Source organism: Ramlibacter sp. 2FC (assembly GCF_005503345.1).
Taxonomy (GTDB): Bacteria; Pseudomonadota; Gammaproteobacteria; order Burkholderiales; family Burkholderiaceae_C; genus SCMQ01.
Genome location: NZ_SCMM01000001.1, coordinates 93,264 through 107,802, shown reverse-complemented (window position 1 = coordinate 107,802; position 14,539 = coordinate 93,264). Strand labels below are relative to the sequence as shown.

General features: G+C 67.0%; 16 protein-coding genes and 1 pseudogene. 5 read left to right on the top strand and 12 right to left on the bottom strand.

Going from position 1 to position 14,539, the window contains the following annotated elements; all coding sequences use genetic code 11:
• Positions 1-230: 230 nt before the first annotated feature.
• Genes FFS10_RS00550 through FFS10_RS00530 form a run of 5 tightly spaced genes read right to left on the bottom strand, consistent with a single transcriptional unit; the run spans position 231 to position 4,505 of the window.
• The gene (locus FFS10_RS00550; RefSeq protein WP_137890395.1) at positions 231-1,019 is read right to left on the bottom strand and encodes an N-acyl homoserine lactonase family protein; all 789 of its coding nucleotides are present in this window, start codon (positions 1,017-1,019) and stop codon (positions 231-233) included.
• Positions 1,019-1,792, bottom strand: a complete 774-nt coding sequence (locus FFS10_RS00545) for an SDR family NAD(P)-dependent oxidoreductase (RefSeq protein ID WP_171015967.1) — start codon at positions 1,790-1,792, stop codon at positions 1,019-1,021. Before FFS10_RS00545 ends, FFS10_RS00550 begins: the two co-directional genes overlap by 1 nt.
• A 34-nt stretch (positions 1,793-1,826) precedes the next feature.
• Positions 1,827-2,546 (bottom strand): GntR family transcriptional regulator, encoded by a 720-nt coding sequence (locus tag FFS10_RS00540; RefSeq protein WP_137890391.1) that lies wholly within the window; start codon positions 2,544-2,546, stop codon positions 1,827-1,829.
• A gap of 28 nt (positions 2,547-2,574) precedes the next feature.
• Entirely contained in the window at positions 2,575-3,342 is a 768-nt protein-coding gene (locus tag FFS10_RS00535; RefSeq protein ID WP_137890389.1) for an SDR family NAD(P)-dependent oxidoreductase, read from the bottom strand.
• Complete coding sequence (locus FFS10_RS00530; RefSeq protein ID WP_137890387.1) at positions 3,339-4,505, bottom strand: serine hydrolase domain-containing protein; 1,167 nt, start codon at positions 4,503-4,505, stop codon at positions 3,339-3,341. Before FFS10_RS00530 ends, FFS10_RS00535 begins: the two co-directional genes overlap by 4 nt.
• Before the next feature lie 163 nt (positions 4,506-4,668).
• Between FFS10_RS00530 and pcaC the strand changes: the two genes are divergently transcribed.
• The 4 genes from pcaC (at position 4,669) to FFS10_RS22895 (ending at position 7,238) form a co-directional block, all read left to right on the top strand.
• Positions 4,669-5,046, top strand: a complete 378-nt coding sequence (pcaC, locus tag FFS10_RS00525; RefSeq protein ID WP_137890385.1) for a 4-carboxymuconolactone decarboxylase — start codon at positions 4,669-4,671, stop codon at positions 5,044-5,046.
• Between the two features lie 2 nt (positions 5,047-5,048).
• Positions 5,049-5,972 (top strand): NAD(P)-dependent oxidoreductase, encoded by a 924-nt coding sequence (locus FFS10_RS00520; RefSeq protein WP_137890383.1) that lies wholly within the window; start codon positions 5,049-5,051, stop codon positions 5,970-5,972.
• Positions 5,969-6,967 carry a tripartite tricarboxylate transporter substrate-binding protein gene (locus FFS10_RS00515; protein WP_171015966.1) on the top strand — a complete coding sequence of 333 codons (999 nt, stop codon included), beginning with the start codon at positions 5,969-5,971 and terminating at the stop codon, positions 6,965-6,967. The genes FFS10_RS00520 and FFS10_RS00515 overlap by 4 nt, the downstream gene beginning before the upstream one ends.
• A 103-nt stretch (positions 6,968-7,070) precedes the next feature.
• Positions 7,071-7,238 carry a hypothetical protein gene (locus FFS10_RS22895; protein ID WP_171015965.1) on the top strand — a complete coding sequence of 56 codons (168 nt, stop codon included), beginning with the start codon at positions 7,071-7,073 and terminating at the stop codon, positions 7,236-7,238.
• Between the two features lie 127 nt (positions 7,239-7,365).
• Here FFS10_RS22895 and leuD read toward each other — a convergent pair whose 3' ends face one another.
• The 7 genes from leuD to FFS10_RS00480 all read right to left on the bottom strand — a co-directional run bounded on the left by leuD (position 7,366) and on the right by FFS10_RS00480 (position 14,227).
• Positions 7,366-8,001, bottom strand: a complete 636-nt coding sequence (gene leuD / locus FFS10_RS00510; RefSeq protein ID WP_137890379.1) for a 3-isopropylmalate dehydratase small subunit — start codon at positions 7,999-8,001, stop codon at positions 7,366-7,368.
• Positions 8,001-9,440, bottom strand: coding sequence for a 3-isopropylmalate dehydratase large subunit (leuC, locus tag FFS10_RS00505; protein WP_137890377.1), 1,440 nt, complete (start codon positions 9,438-9,440; stop codon positions 8,001-8,003). The genes leuD and leuC overlap by 1 nt, the downstream gene beginning before the upstream one ends.
• Positions 9,441-9,613: 173 nt before the next feature.
• A complete protein-coding gene (locus tag FFS10_RS00500; RefSeq protein ID WP_137890375.1) occupies positions 9,614-10,585 on the bottom strand; it encodes a PDR/VanB family oxidoreductase in 972 nt (323 codons plus the stop codon).
• A gap of 10 nt (positions 10,586-10,595) precedes the next feature.
• The gene (locus FFS10_RS00495) at positions 10,596-11,804 is read right to left on the bottom strand and encodes a cytochrome P450 (RefSeq protein WP_171015964.1); all 1,209 of its coding nucleotides are present in this window, start codon (positions 11,802-11,804) and stop codon (positions 10,596-10,598) included.
• A gap of 345 nt (positions 11,805-12,149) precedes the next feature.
• Positions 12,150-12,899 (bottom strand): IclR family transcriptional regulator, encoded by a 750-nt coding sequence (locus FFS10_RS00490; RefSeq protein WP_137890371.1) that lies wholly within the window; start codon positions 12,897-12,899, stop codon positions 12,150-12,152.
• Between the two features lie 174 nt (positions 12,900-13,073).
• Entirely contained in the window at positions 13,074-13,583 is a 510-nt protein-coding gene (locus FFS10_RS00485) for a Crp/Fnr family transcriptional regulator (RefSeq protein WP_249931101.1), read from the bottom strand.
• A 14-nt stretch (positions 13,584-13,597) separates the two neighbouring features.
• Positions 13,598-14,227, bottom strand: coding sequence for a transposase (locus FFS10_RS00480; protein ID WP_249931100.1), 630 nt, complete (start codon positions 14,225-14,227; stop codon positions 13,598-13,600).
• Between the two features lie 3 nt (positions 14,228-14,230).
• Between FFS10_RS00480 and FFS10_RS00475 the strand changes: the two are divergent.
• Positions 14,231-14,482 (top strand): annotated as a pseudogene (locus tag FFS10_RS00475) (nucleotidyl transferase AbiEii/AbiGii toxin family protein); the annotation flags it as partial.
• Positions 14,483-14,539: the final 57 nt, after the last annotated feature.

Genomic DNA, 14,539 nt, shown 5'->3' with positions numbered 1-14,539 from the left:
ACGTGGGCGTCCTGCAGTTCACCGACTCGGTCGGGTTCCTGTCGCGCGACCTCGCCCTACACTTCGCCTCCCAAGGCGCGCTCCAGCGTCCTGCGGGGGTCTGGTAATCGGTCCCGCTTGTCGTGCGCGCGCTTGCCGGAACCACTCCGCCGTCGCCTCGTCTGTGGTGCCCTTCTCAGTGCGAGCGGGATGCTCCTGGGGGGCATGGAATTGCAATGGCTGAATTCCGCTCAGCCCGGAGCGTGCAGGGCAACGATCTCCGCGTTTCCGGGCCGCCATGCCGGGTAGTTGCGCAAGACCATGGGGTCATGCCCGGGCACGATATGCGCGTCGGAATCCGCCAGCATCCGCAGCCGGTCGTAGCCGCGCAGCATGTCGCCGACGTGGTAGACGATGGGGAACGGCGAGCGCCGCTTGAAGTTTTCCGCGTAATGCGTGGCGTCGGAGGCGAGCACCACCCAGCCCCGCTCGGTGTGCACCCGCACCACCTGCAGGCCGTCGGTGTGGCCGCCGATGCGGTGCAGCGAGATTCCGGGGCGCAGTTCGACGTCGCCTCGATGGAACGCCACGCGGCCGGCGTAGACATGGCGCACCATCTGCACCACATCTTCCACATCGTACGCGTGGCGCAGGAAGGGCTCGCACATGCAGGGGCCGGTGGCAAAGGCGACCTCCGCTTCCTGCAGGTGAAAGCGCGCGGCCGGGAACTTGTCCAGATTGCCCGCGTGGTCGTAGTGCAGATGGGTGATGATCACATCGCGCACCGCCTGCGCGTCCACGCCCAGGGTACCCAGGGCTTGCACCGGGCAGCGCAGGAATTGTCGGCCGCGCCGCTCGGCAGCGGCGGCCGTGAAGCCAGTATCGACGACGATCGTTTCGCCCTGTCCGAGGATGGCCCAGACGAAGTAATCCATGGTCGCGGGCCCCTCGTGCGGGTCCGCCGCGATGAAGTTCTCCTGCGGTTTGCGAGCCACCGTGGCGTAGCGCAGCGCGTACACCTCGTAGCGCGGCAGCTCCATCAGAAGGCACCGGCCGTGAGGCCGCCATCCACGTGCAGGATTTCGCCCGTGATGTAGGAGGATCTTTCCGACACCAGGAAGGCCACGGCCTCGGCGACATCCTCCGGCCGGCCGAGCCGGCCGAGCGGGGTGGCCTTGCGGCGCACTTCCCAGCCAGCCTCGTCCACGATCCGGTGCGCACCCGGGGTCGGTGTGGCACCGGGGGTGACGGCGTTCACGCGGATGCGGAGCGGCGCCAGCTCGATCGCGAGTTGCCGCGTGAGGGCGGCAACGCCGCCCTTGACGGCCGTGTAGACGGCGGTGCCGCGATGCCCGCGGTCGGCCACCGGCGAGGCAAACGTGACGATGGCGCCGCCACGCTCGGGGTCCATGCATTCCTCGGCGGCCTGGGCCGCCCAGAACACCGACTTCAGGCCAACGCCCATCATGCGATCGATGGTTTCGTCGCGCACGTCGGCGACCGGTTCATAGCGGATCCACATCGCGCAGGCCGCGAGGGCGTCCAGCCTGCCACCGCGCTGGCGCAGCTGCCTGGCGGCCGCGAGCACCGCGTCGCGCTGGCCGACATCGAGCGTGAAGCCGTGCGCGGAGCCACCTTCTTGCTGGATCGCCGCGGTGGTCTGGGCGACGCTCTCCGCGTCGAGATCGGCCACGCCGACAACGGCGCCCCGGCGCGCCAGCAGTTGCGCGGTGGCCTGCCCGATGCCCCGCCCGGCGCCCATGACGAGCACCACTTGTCCTTCCAGTTCCTTCACTGCACTTCCCTCATTCATTGAAGATGTTCCTGCCCGCGGGCGGGCACCACGCTCAGGCGCGTTTCCTGGCTGGCGGCCGGGCGGCGGCCGCTTCTTCGCCATTACGCGCCTGCAACACGTTCAGCGCGGCTTGCGCCGCCTTGGTGATGTGGGCCACCGAAGCCTGGCGCGCCGCCGCGCCATCGCGCTTGCGAATGGCCTTCATGATCTCGACGAGCTCGCGCTCGCTCTCGGCGGTGCGACCGGGCTGCGACAGTGACGTGGCGCGCAGCACCATCGCCCGCGCATGCAGCTGGCGCAGCACATTGCCCAGAGTCTCGTTGCCTGAGCCTTCGACCAGGCAGTCGTAGAAGCGGGTCTTGGCCGCCAGCATCGTGACCGAGTCACCGCTGCCATAGGCCTCGCGCAGCTGCGCGAAGGCGTCCTGCAGCGCCTTCATCTGGGCGTCGGTGGCGAGTTCAGCGAACAGCTGGCTCGCGAGCCCTTCGAGTTCGGCGCGCAGCTGGAACACCTCGCGCGCCTGGCGCGCGCTGATGGTGGCGACGATCGGCCCCTTGTTCGGGATGACCTCCACGAGGCCCTCGGACTCGAGCTGGCGCAGCGCCTCGCGGATCAGCGTGCGGCTCACCCCCGTGATCTCGCACAGCTCCCGCTCGACCAGGCGCTTGCCCGGCGCCAGCTGTCCCACCGCGATCGCAGCGCGGATCTTCTCCAGCACCTGCTGGCGCAGGGGAGCCGCCACGCGCACCACCCGCATCGTCGATTGTTCCATCAGTCAGCCTCCAACACCCGGGGACGGCTCAATCCGGCACCCCGCCATACATCTGCCACAGTCCGGTCACCATCACACCGGCGTCCACCGGGAGGATAACCCCGGTGATCGCGCCGGCGGCCGGAGAGAGGAGGAATTCCACGGGCGCTGCGATCTCGTCGGGCTGTACCAGCCGGCCGAGCGCGGTGGCGCGGATCATCGTTTCCGGGTTGCGTTCGCCGCGCTCGTGGCTGGCCACCACCGCCGGGGTCAGCGTGGGGCCTGGTGCGACGCAGTTCACCCGCACGCCGCGCCGCCCCCATGCCACCGCCAGATTGCGGGTCATCGCGACCACCGCCGCCTTGGCCGGACCGTAGGCCACCAGGGGGGAGCTGCCCAGGGCGGTGATGGAGGCGATCGTCACGATCGCGCCGCGACCGCGCGCCGCCATGCGCGCGCCGAAGGCGCGGCAGGTATGGAAGCTGCCTCCGATGTTCACGTCCAAGATGCGCTGCCACTCCTCCGGATCCTGCTGTTCGGGGCGGTGTGGATTTTCCAAGTGCGCCGCGCAGGCGACCAGGGCGGCACAAGGTCCGACCTCGGCCTCGATGCGCGCCGCAGTCGCCTCGACCGCATTGCGGTCCGCGATGTCCAGCTGGAAGCCGACGCCGTCGACCTGCTGTGCGACCTCGCGCGCGCGATCGCCATCGATGTCGCACAGGGCGACCTTCCAACCGGCGGCCGCCAGGCGGCGCGCACAGGCGGCGCCGATGCCGCCGCCACCGCCGGTGATCACCACAAGGTCGGACGGGTTCATAGGCACCGGTAGACGGCTTCGATGAGACGGCGCGCGCGCGGGCCGTTGTCGGGCCGCATGTGCATCTTGTTCATGGCATAGGCGAAGCCGAGCTTCGCGTCCGGGTCACCCAGTCCGATGGAACCGCCGACGCCGTGGTGGCCGAAGGAACGCCGGCCCGGCCCCATCCACACGATCGGTTCGGACGTCAGCAGGTAGCCCAGCGCCTGGTGGTAGGGGCGTTCCATCATGACTTCCACCATGTTGTGCTGCTCGGTGATGGCGCGCTCGAGCGTTGCCGGGGACATCAGCCGCACGCCGTCGAGCTCGCCGCCGCGAGCAAGCGCACCGTAGAGGCGCGCCACCGCGCGGGCGTTGCCATGGCCGCTGGCGCTGGTGATGGTCGCCTCGCGCCATTGGCTCGAATTCAGGTCCAGCGGGTCGGGCAGCTGGTCCCAGGCCCGGGACACGATCTTGGACGGGTCGCCGTTGCGCGCCGCGAAGATGGTGCCTTCCATTGCCTGGATGAACTCGGCGCAGCGCGCCTGGTCCGCGGCGGACAGCCCGAACTGGTAATCCAGCCCCAGCGGACCGGTGACTTCCTCGCGCAGGAACTTCGGCAGCGTGCGCCCATCCACCCGGCGCACGATCTCGTCGATCAAGAAGCCCTGGTTGTGGACATGGTAGCCCGCCTGGGTGCCCGGCTCCCACAGCGGCGCCTGGCGCTCCAGTGCCTTGACCATCAGCGCGTGGTCGAACATGGCCTCGGGGTGCAGCTTCTCCGTGAGGATTGGCAAGCCGGCCGTGTGGTCGAGAACGTGCCGCACCAGCACCTTGTCCTTGCCGTTCTGCGCGAATTCGGGCCAGTAGCGCGCCACCGGCGCATCGAGATCCACCTGACCACGGTCCACCAGCATGTGCAGACAGGTGGCCGACACGGCCTTGGCCACCGACATCATGCACACGATCGTGTCGCGCTCCCACGGCCGCGTCATCGTGCGGTCGCGCCAGCCGCCCCAGAGGTCGACGACCTTGCGGCCGTCGAGCACCACGCTCACGCTGGCGCCCACTTCGTCCTCGGCGGCGAAGTTCGTCGCGAACGCGTCGCGCACTGCCTCGAAGCCCGGAGCGCAATCCCCGTGGATGGGGAATTCCTGCGCGCCCTTGCGTACTTTGCTTTCCATAAGTCCGTTCTGCCTTGTCGTTGCCTGCGATGAGCGGCGATTCTTCCAGCAATGCTCCAGCCAGTCAATACGCCAAGCATATTGTATTACGGTACTCCGGGATGCTTGACATTCGGGATTCTTGTAATATATTCGCTCCGTCCACAACACGAGAGATGTGCCAATGAACAAGGAACGGTTCGAAAAAGGGCTGGCGGTCCGCCGCGAGGTGCTGGGTTCGGAATACGTCGACCGCTCGCTGGCAGCGGCGGATGACTTCACGCGGCCGCTGCAGGAGCTCGTGACGGAATACTGCTGGGGCGAGATCTGGACTCAGCCGGAGCTGCCGCGCCGCACGCGCAGCCTCATCAATCTCGCGATGATTAGCGCGCTGAACCGGCCCCACGAGCTCCAACTGCACGTGCGCGGCGCGCTGCGCAACGGCTGCAGCAAGGAGGAAATCCGGGCCGTGCTGCTCCAGGTGGCGATCTACTGCGGCGTGCCGGCCGCCATCGATGCCTTCCGCGTCGCCACGGCGGTGCTGAAGGAAGAGGGCGTCTGAGCATGGCAAGCCAGTTGCTGCCGGGCGCCAACATCGGCTTCATCGGCCTGGGCAACATGGGCCGCCCCATGGCCCTGCGCCTCGCCACCGCCGGCTACGCGCTGCGCCTGGTCGACGCGCGGCCGGCCGTGGCCCGGGAAGTGGCCGCCGAATGCGGCGGCATTGCGCTCGAAACGGCAGCGGAGCTCGGCCCTGGCCTCGATTCGGTGGTGCTGATGCTGCCGGATGGCAAGACCGTGCGGCGCGTGCTGATCGATGACGGGCTGGCCCAGCGGCTGCCGCGCGGCAGCGTGGTGCTCGACATGGGGTCGTGCGAACCCGGCGGCACCGCGCGGGTGGGTAAGCAGCTTGCCGCGGCCGGCATCGCCATGGTCGACGCGCCGGTCTCGGGCGGTGTGCCGCGCGCTCGCACGGGCGAACTCACGATCATGGCCGGCGGCAGCCCCGAAGCGGTCGAGCGATGCCGGCCCCTGCTGTCGGCGATGGGCAACCGCATCTATGCCGCCGGTCCTCTGGGCAGCGGGCAGGCCATGAAGTCGCTGAACAACTTCGTCTCCGCGGTAGGTCTGGTGGCCACCTGCGAGGCGGTGGTCATCGGACGCAAGTTCGGCCTGGACCCGCAGGTGATCGCGGAAGTGCTGAACGGCTCCACCGGCAAGAACAACACCACCGAGCACAAGCTTCGCCAGTTCATTCTGTCCGGCAGCTTCGCGTCGGGCTTCTCGCTCGACCTGATGGTCAAGGACCTCGGGATTGCTGCGGGCGTGGCGCACGAAGCCGGCGTCCAGACCTTGTTCGCTGATCGATGTCTGGAGATGTGGCAGGCTGCGCAACGCGAACTGGGACAGGGCCGCGACCATACGGAGATGGCGCGCTGGGTCGAGTCAGGCATGGAATCCAGAATCAACCAAGGAGACAAGCAATGAAGAGTGAGCAACGTCAAACGCCTTCGTGCATCAGCCGTCGTGAACTGCTGGCGGCCGGCGCGTTGCTGCCGCTGGCCGGAGCCGCGCGGGCGCAGGCCGGGGTGGGACGCATCGTGGTGGGCTTCGCCCCGGGCGGCGCCGCCGACGGTCTGGCACGCTTGACGGCCGACAAGCTGCGCGGCATCGCCGCACCCAACGTGATCGTCGAAAACAGGGTCGGCGCCGCCGCGCGCATCGCCATCGAGTACGTCCGCAACGCCGCTCCCGACGGCACCACCATGACGCTGGTGCCCGACGCGACCATGTTCCTCTACCCGCACGTGTACAAGTCGCTGAGCTACGACCCGGCCCGCGACTTCACGCCGGTGACGCGACTGATCAGCATGTCGCTGGTGATGTTCGTCGGTCCCGCCGTTCCTTCCAGCGTCAAGACGGTGAAAGATTACATCGAGTGGGTGAAGACGAACCCGAAGAACCTCGTGTACGGCACCCCGGCTGCGGGCGCGACCCCCCACTTCACGGGCGCGATGTTCGCGCGCGCAGCGGGCCTGGACATGCAGCCGGTGCACTACAAGGGCGGCGCCCCGGCCATCCAGGACCTCGTCGCCGGCCAGGTACCGGTGGTGTTCGGCTCCACGTCCGACGGACTGGCCATGGTGCAGGCCGGCAAGGCGCGCGCCCTGGCGGTCTCCGCCGCCAGGCGCACGGCCATGCTGCCCGACGTGCCGACATTCCAGGAACTGGGGTACCGCGACATCGTTGTCGAAGACGGGCTCGGCGTCTATGTGCCTTCGAAGACTCCCGCCGAGACGGTGGCGAAATTGGACGCGGGGATGCAGGCCGCGCTCAAGACCAAGGACCTGCAGGGGCCCATCCGCGATTGGGGCTTCGACGTTTCCGGCGAGGCGCCCGCCGAGTTCTCGGCTCGCCTGACGCGCGAGCGCACCCGCTGGGCGGGGGTCGTGAAGTCCACTGGCTTCACGGCCATGGAGTGAACGGCACGGCTGGCGCTTTGCTGGCGCGAGGCAGCCGCGCACTCTCTTCTCGGCGGCCGCCGCCTGAGCACGATAGGTCGCCTCACGAAGCCCCTGCGCCATCTTGTGCGGGAAATGGCGCCCACGCTGCTCGCAATCGAGCAGCTTCAACGACGCCGGCATCGCCGCGCTGGCCATGCTGCAGGAGCGCGGCGTGGCCGGCGGCACGGTGTCGCACACCGGCGCCCGCATCGGCGATGCGCAGGACACCTGGGACCATGGCGTGGTGTGAACATGAATGAAGGAGCCCGCGCCCTGGGCGCGCGGCCCCCGGGCAGCGCCTGAGCGACGTCCTGCTGCAGCTGGTGCGCGGCAGAACGCCGGACGGAGAACCCCTGACAAGAGCATCCCCCACGGGACTAGAAAAGCCAGGGTTCCGTCTGCCTGCGCCGGCTCTCGAAGTCGCGGATACGGTCGGCGCGCTGCAAAGTGATGGCTATGTCGTCCAGCCCTTCCATCAGTCGCTTTTTCCGGGCTGGATCGATACTGAAGACCATCTCATCGCGGCCATCCGGCAGTACGACCTGACGCTGCAGGTCCACCGTGGCCCCGAACCCTGGCCCGCGAGAAACGTCGGCAAAGAGCGCATCGACGTCTTGCGCAGGCAGCACGATGGGTAGAAGGCCATTCTTCAGGCAATTGCCGTGGAAGATGTCCGCGAAACTCGGCGCGATCAGCGCCCGGATGCCGAAGTCGCGTAGCGCCCAGACCGCATGCTCCCGGCTTGACCCGCAACCGAAATTCTCGCGCGCCAGCAAAATTTGCGCGCCCGCGTACCGAGGTTGATTCAGCGGAAAGTCGGGGTTGGGCTCGCGCAGGGAGGCTTCCTTGCCGGGTTCGCCCCGGTCGAAGTAGCGCCACTCGTCGAACAGGTTCGCGCCGAATCCCGTGCGCCGGATGGATTTCATGAATTGCTTGGGCAGTATGGCGTCGGTGTCCACGTTGGGGCGGTCGACCGGAACCAGCAGCGAGCGCAGGGTTGTGAAAGCTTCCATTACCGCACTTCCCTGTTGTTCGGCGCACTCAAGCGTCCGGCGATCGCCGCCTCTGCAGCGCTGGCGGGACTGACCAAGTGCGTTCTGCCGCCCGCGCCTTGCCGGCCCTCGAAGTTGCGGTTCGATGTGGATGCGCAGCGCTCGCCGGGCGCGAGCCGGTCCTCGTTCATGCCCAGGCACATCGAGCATCCCGGCTCACGCCATTCGAAGCCGGCCTCGATGAAGAGGCGGTCCAGACCCTCGGCTTCCGCCTGGTCCTTCACCAGGCCCGACCCGGGAACCACCAGCGCCTGCTTTACGCTCGCCGCGACGGACCTGCCGCGCAGCACCGACGCGGCGGCCCGCAGATCCTCGATGCGTGCGTTCGTGCAGGACCCGATGAACACCTTGTCGATCTGCAACTCGCTGAGCGGCTGGCCAGGCTCCAAGCCCATGTAGGCCAAGGCGCGTTCCATGCCGTTTCGCCGGACCGCGTCGGCTTCCCGTGCAGGATCGGGCACGCATCCCCCGAGGGGCACGACCATCTCCGGTGAGGTGCCCCATGTGGCCATCGGCACGAGTTGTGTGGCATCGATGGCCACCGTCTGATCGAAGGTGGCGCCCGTGTCGGTGACGAGCGTCCGCCAGTCCGCCACTGCGGCGTCCCAAAGGTCACCGACGGGGGCATACGGCCGGCCCCGGACGTAGTCGATGGTCTTGTCGTCAACGGCGACAAGTCCCACCCGGGCCCCGGCTTCGATGGCCATGTTGCACAGTGTCATCCTTCCCTCCATGGAGAGGGCCTCGATGGTGCTACCGGCAAACTCGATGGCATGGCCCGTCGCGCCGCCGGTGCCGACCAGCCCGATGAAGTGCAGGACGAGGTCCTTGGCCGTGACGCCGCTCGGCAGGACGCCGTTCACTTGAACGAGCATGCGCTTCATCGGCCGCATTGCCAGACATTGCGTCGCCAGGACGTGCTCCACATCAGAGGTGCCGACGCCGAAGGCGAGTGCGGCGAAGGCGCCGTGGGTGCTGGTGTGCGAATCTCCGGCCACCACGGTCATCCCCGGGAGCGTGGCGCCCTGTTCCGGCCCCACCACATGGATGATGCCGTGGCGTTGGTCGTTGAGGCCAAACTCGGTGATTCGGAAGTCCCGGCAGTTGATGCTCAGTTGGCGCACTTGCATGCGCGACAGCGAGTCGGGAATGCTGTCGATGCTCGCGCGCTCGGCACGGATCGTGGGCACGTTGTGATCGGCCGCGGCGATCACACTGGCCGCGCGCCACGGTTTGCGGCCCGCCAGGCGCAAGCCTTCGAACGCCTGCGGGCTTGTCACTTCGTACACGAGATGGCGGTCGACATACAGCAGCGCCTCGCCGTCGGGCGTCTGATCAACCAGGTGCCGGTTCCATAGTTTTTCGAAGAGGGTGAGCGGTGGGGATGAAACAGTTCGCATGATTGAATAAGACCGCAGTGCGGCCACTCCACAATGGCGCGCCCGCAAGTGCAAGGCTGCGCCGAAGCCTGCACTCGCATTGTTCTCGCCGAACCAGCGGTTGAGAGTCCCCTTTTGCGGGGACCGGCGCTGCACTCTGGCCGCTCGTGGGCGATGGCTACGACGCCAAATGCCTAGATGTCAAGGATGAGGACATCGCTCTTGGATCTGGAGCAGCACGGCGTGAACACCTGGTTGCCTGCATGCTCCTCGTCCGTGAGGATGGCGTCCCTGTGTTCCGGAATGCCCCCGAGCACCTTGGTCAGGCAAGTGCCGCAGAAGCCGTCGCTGCAGGACCGGGGGATGTCGATGCCATGGCTTTCGAGCACATCGAGCGCAGACACGCCTGGGGGAACTTCCAGCAGCTGACCCGTGCTCCTGACCTCGACCAGGAACGAGCGGTCCTCCCCGTGCGCCACCGGCTGCGCCGAGAATCGCTCTGCGACCAGGTTGACGCGGCTCCATTTTGCCTCGGAGGCCGCGGCTTCCACGTCGGAAACGAACTTGCCGGAGCCGCAGACATAGGCAATGCGATCGTCCCTGGCACTCCCAAGCATGTCGCGCAGGGGCACGCGCTCCTCGCGCGGCCGGCCGGCGTCGTGCCAAGTCACGGACGCGGACCAGGGGCGCTCCCGCAGCATCCGCTCGAACGGCCTGGGGCTCACCGCACGCGAACAGATGTGGAAGTCGAAGGTCCAGCCGCGCCGGTGCAGCTCCTCAGCCATTGCCATCAGCGGCGTGACGCCGATGCCGCCCGCCATCAAGACGGCGGAATGCGGCCTGTCGGACAGGCCGAAGAGGTTCCTCGGACCGCGCGTCATCACCGCCGCGCCAGCCGCGATCCCATCGCAGATTTCCCGTGAACCGCCTCGTCCCGCCTCGACTCTTTGCACCGCGATCCGGTACATGCCTGCGTTGGCCGGGGCGTTGTACAGCGAGTACTGCCGAATCTTGTCGCCGACCCGCAGCTCGATGTGTGCCCCGGCCGTGAACGGCGGCAGAGCGCCTCCATCGGCCCGCACCAGGTCCAGGCAGGTCACGTCCGCGCCTTCCACGTGGCGGGAGATCACCCTGGCCTGAAACCATGCATTCTGTGGCTGTCCCATCGCCGTCTCCTCACCAGGTCACGAGCAGCTTTGTCAGCGCATGCGCGACGGTGTTGGGAACGTAATCCAGTTGCTGACCCTCCACGACGCGCATCCCCGGCAACCTGCCCGCGACGAGCTCCAGCATCACCGTCAACTCCAGCCGGGCCAGGGGCGCACCTGCGCAGTGGTGGATGCCCATCCCGAAGCTCAAGTGCTGGGCGACGTTCTGGCGGCCCGGCCTGAATTCGTCGGGTTGCTCGAACACCTCCGGGTCGCGGTTGGCGGCGCCCAGCATCATCAGCACGCGGTCGCCGGCAGCCAGCTGCTGGCCGAGCACCTCCACGGGCTCCTTGACCAAACGCCGCCACCCGATGATCGGGGGCGAGTAACGCAGCGACTCCTCGACGACGGCGTCGAGTTTCTGCGCGCCGGCAACGATCGACTCCCACATGGGGCGATTGCGCAGCAAGTTGTTGAACATGCCGACTGCGGCCGTCGACGTGGTTTCATGCCCCGCGAACAGCAGGTTGAAGACCGTGCCTGTGATCTCCTTCAAGGTCATGTTCGCGTCATCCCCGGCACGCTGCGCCAGAAGGTCGCTGATGATGTCTTCTTCTGGGCTGCCCTGCTTGCGGCGGACCAGCTGTTCCGCGTAGGCATAGAAGTCGACGCTGTCCTTCGCCATCCTGACCTGGTCCTCCTCACTGGGCTTTCCCCACTGCAGCACCACCCGGCTGTCGGCCCAACGCTTGACGGTGGGCACGTCTTCCTGCGGAACGCCGAGCGCACGGAACAGCACCAGCATCGGGGTTTCGAAAGTCAATGCGGCTACGAGGTCCACCGGCCGTTCAGCGGCCAGCATGGCATCGATTTTGCCGTTGACTGTCTGCCGCACGAAGGGCTCAAGCTTCAGCATGCGGGCACGCTGCAGGGGTTCGGAGAAGAACTTCCGGTACCGCGCATGGGATGGCGGGTCATTGTTGACCAGCATCGGCGGCACATCGAAGTTCGAATCGCTGATGATGGACTTGGCATGCGGGCACAGCGGGACCAGCGGGTCCGACACGATGCGCGAGGAAAAGTGGACTGTGTCCCTGAGGATCGCCTTGATGGTGTCGTGGCGGGTGACGACCCAGCTGCCCAGCTCCGGCGCGAAGAAGATCGGCTCGGTGCCTCGGATGTCTGCCAACACCTGGTGCGGATTGGCCTGGTAGGTGGTGGAGAAAGGATCGAACAAGCCACTCGCGCGGCTGATAGGGCCCGATCTGTGCGCGGAAGCTTCTTGGGACAGGGGACGCATCTTGATGACTCCTAAATATGTTGCCGACACATGAGCTTCAGGCCCAGTTGCTGGACCAGTGCGCGCCACCTGAGCGAAGTCGCCATGGCGTGTTTCCGAAACGACCCAACATCGGGTCTGCGCTGGTTCGATTATCGTAAGTCGATTACGCAAAGCGTAAGCACAGGGAAAACCCGAAGACGAACGAACCCCCGCCCCGAAGCGCTGCAGTCAGCTCCAGCAGGAGGTAGCGAAGGAGAAGAGTGGAAATGCGACCGCCAGCTTGCCGGACGCAAGCGGGGATCAGGAGGCGCCTGCGCCGTATCCCAGGCGTTGGCTGGCGCGTGCGCCCGCCGCCTTCAGGGCACGGGCGTTGGGTCCATCGACTGAAACATCAAAGGAGCCCGAAACCCCAAGCGCCCCGATGACGGCGACAGCGCGGCCTGCAACGTCCAGCACCGGCACTGCGAAGCCGCTGATCCCGGCCAACAGGGTTCCGTCAACAGCGGCAATGCCGCGATCGCGCACATCCTCGATGAGCTTCCGTGCGGCGGCGGCAGAGCGGACTTGCTTGCGCTGCTCCGGCGATGGCGATCTCAGTTCCTCCTCGATCAGCGCATCCAGTCGCTTTGACGGTGCAAACGCCGCGAAGATCCGCCCTGTCGCGGACCACAGGACAGGCAGAACAGAGCCCACCCGGACGTTGACCGTGACGGGCTGGCCAGGGTCGTCCCAGCGCACGATCAGCGGACCGTTCTCTCCCAAGAGCGCGACAAAGCAGGTGACGTTAAGCGCTTCCAGCAGCGCCGGCAGCTCTGCCGCCGCGGCCCGCACGGGTTCGGCCTGGCGCTGTGCGACAAGGCCGATGAAGATGCTTTCAGGCCCGAGCACATACCGCGATGAATCGGCGTCCTGATAGACGAACCCGGTTTCCACCAGACTCGCCAGGTAGCGGTGAACCTTCGCGGGATTCTCCTGTAACTGCGCGGCCAGCGCCGTGATGGAGGCCGCGCCGCCCATGGTGGCCAGCTTGCGCAGCACGGCGAGGCCCATCTCAGCGGACTGAACTTTCTGCCGGCGCCCGGCTGCTACGACTGGATTGGAACTCAAGGTGTCAGGTCCGTATCTCGAAGCCGCGGAGGCGTGCACGCCGGCCGCAGTCAACGTGCAGATGATAGTCCCTGAATTGCGCGGAGGGAGCACCAGCGTCCTCGAGCGACATGACGGTCATTGGCCCCGGGAAAACTGCTGCAATCCTTCAAGGTCCACAATATCGATCGCGCCGTACCGGATGCGCAGGAACCCGGACTTCTCCAGCTTGTGCAGTTCCCGGTTCACGTTCTGCCTCGACAGGCCGCATAGGCGAGCGATCTCTTCCTGTGAGATCACGAGCTGCCGGTCTGTTGCCGGATAGAGCTGCGGGTTGAACAGCTCCGACAGGCAGTACGCCACCCGCGCCGTCACGTCGTGGAGCCGGAAGCTCTCGACCAGCGCAACGTAGTGGCCCAGGCGAGCATTGAGCTGATCGATTACCCAGCGGCTGAAGGCGCGGCTTTCGTCGATCAGCCAGAGGAAGGTGTCGCGCGGCATGAACGCGACCTGGCTGTCGCGGATGGCGACCACCGCATACGGGCGCGGCTCGCCCTTCAGCGCGGCACCTTCGCCGAACCAGGCCTCGCTGGGCACGCCCGCGAACGTCGTGCCACGGCCATCCGCAGAGATGGTGTCGACTTTCAACCTAAAAACCGCAGTTACCCCTGCGCCGCAAGGGCGGGTGGCGGTGCTGGGAGGGGGAAATGGCCGACGATGCGCTGGCAGATGTAGGCCAGCAGCGCTTGCCAGCGGTCGAGCTTGGGCAACTGCTCCGCAGCTGTTTTGACGTGCTGGATGGCCGCATGGACGTTGGCGATCATCGACTTGATCAGGCCCACCTCGGCATGCATTGGCGTGAGGTACAGCGTGGTCTGCCCGCCATGACTGGCGGTGCGGCCGACAGCCGCCAGCAGCAGCGGCCGGCTCGTCAGCGCCTCGCGCCGCGCCTGCGGGTTGGCCGCGCGCACGTACCAGCTCCACCAGTTGTAGACCAGCGCCACCGCCCGCGCGGTGATCTGGCTGCGGTGCATGTCCTGGGTCGTGAAGCCGCCCCAGCCCCATTGGTTCTTGAGCTCGTCGAAGCCGTTCTCGCAATCGCAGCGGTCTCGGTAGAGCTGGCCGATGGCCGTGAGCTCGTAGGGGGCGTTGGTCACCAGCACCGTGTATTCCCAGACCTGCGCCTTGTCCTGCACTTCGTCGTACGGCAGCGCCAGCACGAGCTGATCGTCGTGCGGCTTGCCCTTGTCGGCCGTCAGCACGAAATCGTGCTTGATGCGCCGGCGCAGCACGACCAGATCTACGAATCGGGCGGCCTCAGCGCAGGGATGGTCGAGTGCTTCGTGCTCTACCTGGCCGGACATTACCGGCCACCGCATGAAGTGCTCTTCGGGAACGACAAGGACATCACCGCAGAGTACGAACGCGCGTTCGTCGGAATGACCGAGGTGGACTGCTCGCTGCAGACGCTGCTGGAGGCGCGTGTCCGGCTGCGACAGGTCCGGCCATCCGCTTACCCCGAACGATCAAAACGGCGGCCTCGCTGACCGCGAATGCCAGCCAGCCGAGGCCGCCATGGTGCTCAAGCTTGAACGGCGGCCTTC

What these genes read in the sequence shown, in the direction of transcription:
- FFS10_RS00550 (WP_137890395.1), bottom strand. Translation starts at nt 1,019, where the DNA reads ATGGAGCTGCCGCGCTACGAGGTGTACGCGCTGCGCTACGCCACGGTG.
- FFS10_RS00545 (WP_171015967.1), bottom strand. Translation starts at nt 1,792, where the DNA reads ATGAATGAGGGAAGTGCAGTGAAGGAACTGGAAGGACAAGTGGTGCTC.
- FFS10_RS00540 (WP_137890391.1), bottom strand. Translation starts at nt 2,546, where the DNA reads ATGGAACAATCGACGATGCGGGTGGTGCGCGTGGCGGCTCCCCTGCGC.
- FFS10_RS00535 (WP_137890389.1), bottom strand. Translation starts at nt 3,342, where the DNA reads ATGAACCCGTCCGACCTTGTGGTGATCACCGGCGGTGGCGGCGGCATC.
- FFS10_RS00530 (WP_137890387.1), bottom strand. Translation starts at nt 4,505, where the DNA reads ATGGAAAGCAAAGTACGCAAGGGCGCGCAGGAATTCCCCATCCACGGG.
- pcaC (WP_137890385.1), top strand. Translation starts at nt 4,669, where the DNA reads ATGAACAAGGAACGGTTCGAAAAAGGGCTGGCGGTCCGCCGCGAGGTG.
- FFS10_RS00520 (WP_137890383.1), top strand. Translation starts at nt 5,049, where the DNA reads ATGGCAAGCCAGTTGCTGCCGGGCGCCAACATCGGCTTCATCGGCCTG.
- FFS10_RS00515 (WP_171015966.1), top strand. Translation starts at nt 5,969, where the DNA reads ATGAAGAGTGAGCAACGTCAAACGCCTTCGTGCATCAGCCGTCGTGAA.
- leuD (WP_137890379.1), bottom strand. Translation starts at nt 8,001, where the DNA reads ATGGAAGCTTTCACAACCCTGCGCTCGCTGCTGGTTCCGGTCGACCGC.
- leuC (WP_137890377.1), bottom strand. Translation starts at nt 9,440, where the DNA reads ATGCGAACTGTTTCATCCCCACCGCTCACCCTCTTCGAAAAACTATGG.
- FFS10_RS00500 (WP_137890375.1), bottom strand. Translation starts at nt 10,585, where the DNA reads ATGGGACAGCCACAGAATGCATGGTTTCAGGCCAGGGTGATCTCCCGC.
- FFS10_RS00490 (WP_137890371.1), bottom strand. Translation starts at nt 12,899, where the DNA reads ATGGGCCTCGCCGTGCTGCGCAAGCTGGCCACCATGGGCGGCGCGGCC.